This window comes from Luteibacter sp. P4_D7_3, from assembly GCF_056401735.1.
Window position 1 is genome coordinate 1 of record NZ_JBFUIT010000486.1, and the last position, 2,073, is coordinate 2,073.

General features: G+C 64.2%; 2 protein-coding genes. One reads left to right on the top strand and one right to left on the bottom strand.

What is annotated here, in order from left to right; translation table 11 throughout:
* A partial coding sequence (gene parE, locus AC1DSN_RS21835) for a DNA topoisomerase IV subunit B (RefSeq protein ID WP_477332871.1) occupies window positions 1–1,664 on the top strand: 1,664 nt, incomplete at its 5' end.
* Between the two features lie 15 nt (window positions 1,665–1,679).
* Here the strand turns inward: parE and AC1DSN_RS21840 are convergent.
* A partial coding sequence (locus tag AC1DSN_RS21840; RefSeq protein ID WP_477332873.1) for a hypothetical protein occupies window positions 1,680–2,073 on the bottom strand: 394 nt, incomplete at its 5' end.

Below are 2,073 nucleotides of genomic sequence, written 5' to 3' on the forward strand. Positions count from 1 at the left end.
TGGATATCCATCCCGAAGAGGGCGTTCCCGGCATCGAGCTGATCCTCACGCGCCTGCACGCCGGCGGCAAGTTCTCGAACAAGAACTACGCTTTCTCAGGCGGCCTGCACGGCGTCGGCGTCTCGGTGGTGAATGCGCTGTCGCACAAGGTCGACGTGACCATCCGTCGCGACGGCCAGGAATACCGCATGAGCTTCGCCAATGGCGACCGCTCCAGCGAGCTCGAAGTCATCGGCACCGTCCCCAAGAAGAAGACCGGCACCACCTTGCGTTTCTGGCCGGACGCGAAGTACTTCGATACACCGAAGATCCTCGTCTCCAAGCTCAAGCACCTGCTGCGCGCCAAGGCCGTGCTCTGCGCGGGCCTCACCGTGCGCCTGCTCGATGAAGCCTCCGGCGAAACCACCGAGTGGTACTTCGAAGATGGCCTGCCCGACTATCTGCGCGGTGAGTTGCAGGGGGCGGAAGCGCTGCCGTCGGGCCTGTTCGTCAAGCATTTCGCCCGCGAGACCGATGCACTCGACGTCGCCCTCGCCTGGCTGCCGGAAGGCGACCTGGTCCAGGAAAGCTACGTCAACCTGATTCCCACCGCGCAGGGCGGCACGCATGTGAACGGCCTGCGTTCCGGCCTCACCAACGCCATCCGCGAGTTCTGCGACCTGCGCAACCTGCTGCCGCGAGGCGTGAAGCTGGCCCCGGAAGATGTCTGGGAACGCCTGGCCTTCGTACTCAGCGTGAAGCTGCAGGACGCCCAGTTCGCCGGCCAGACGAAGGAGCGCCTGTCGTCGCGCGCCGCCGCCGGCATCGTCGAGGGCGTGGTGCACGACGCCTTCAGCCTGTGGTTGAACCAGCACGTGGAAACGGGCGAGAAGATCGCCCAGCTCGCCATCGAACGCGCCAGCGCACGCCTCAAGGCCGCCAAGCAGGTGGTTCGCAAGAAGATCACCTCGGGGCCTGCCCTGCCCGGAAAGCTCGCCGACTGCGCCTCGACCGATCTCACCCGCACCGAAATCTTCCTCGTCGAGGGTGATTCGGCAGGCGGCTCGGCCAAGCAGGCCCGTGACAAGGACTTCCAGGCGATCCTTCCGCTACGCGGCAAGATCCTCAACACCTGGGAAGTCGAATCGACCGCCGTGCTCGCATCGCAGGAAGTGCACGATCTCGCCGTGGCGATCGGCTGCGATCCCGGCAAGGACGACCTCAGCGGCCTGCGTTACGGCAAGGTGGTCATCCTCGCCGACGCGGACTCGGACGGCCTGCACATCGCCACCCTACTCTCCGCCTTGTTCCTGAAACACTTCCCCACCCTGGTCAGCCTGGGCCATGTCTTCGTCGCCATGCCGCCGTTGTTCCGCGTGGACGTGGGCAAGCAGGTGTTCTACTGCCTCGATGAAGAAGAAAAGCGCCTGATGCTGGAGAAGGTCGAGCGTGAAAAGATGAAGGGCGCGGTAAGTGTTACGCGCTTCAAGGGCCTCGGCGAGATGAACCCGGCGCAGTTGCGCGAGTCCACCGTCCATCCGGATACGCGTCGCCTGGTGCAGCTCACCATCGAAGCCGACGATGGCACCGCCAAGCTCATGGACATGCTTTTGGCCAAGAAGCGCGCGGGCGACCGCAAGCAGTGGCTGGAAGACAAGGGCGATCTGGCGACGCTGGAAGTCTGATCCAGCAGGCGATCCTCATTGCAGGATCGCCTGGTCGGCGGCGTTGTAGGTGAACGTCGCCCGGCCGTTGACTGATGTCGCGGGCACCCATCGGACGATGGGCACCCACCGCCCAGCTGTCGTTCTGAAATCCTCTTGATCCAGCTTCGCACTGGACAGACCGCTGACGTTACCGGCGATGAAGAAGAACGCCTCGAGTGGCATATTGGCGTGTGTGGTCTGCGGCCAGGCCGCAACCATGATTTCGTTCCAGGTGAAGATGCTCCTCGCCTTTCGTACCTCGACCATTTGCATCCAGGCAACTTCGGGGTCGGGCGCGGCGTCACCGGGTGCGATCTTGAAGGYGCACCCGTAAGAGCCCGCACCGAATTTCGCGAGCCACTGCGCCGCCGTGAGCACGCCCTGCGCA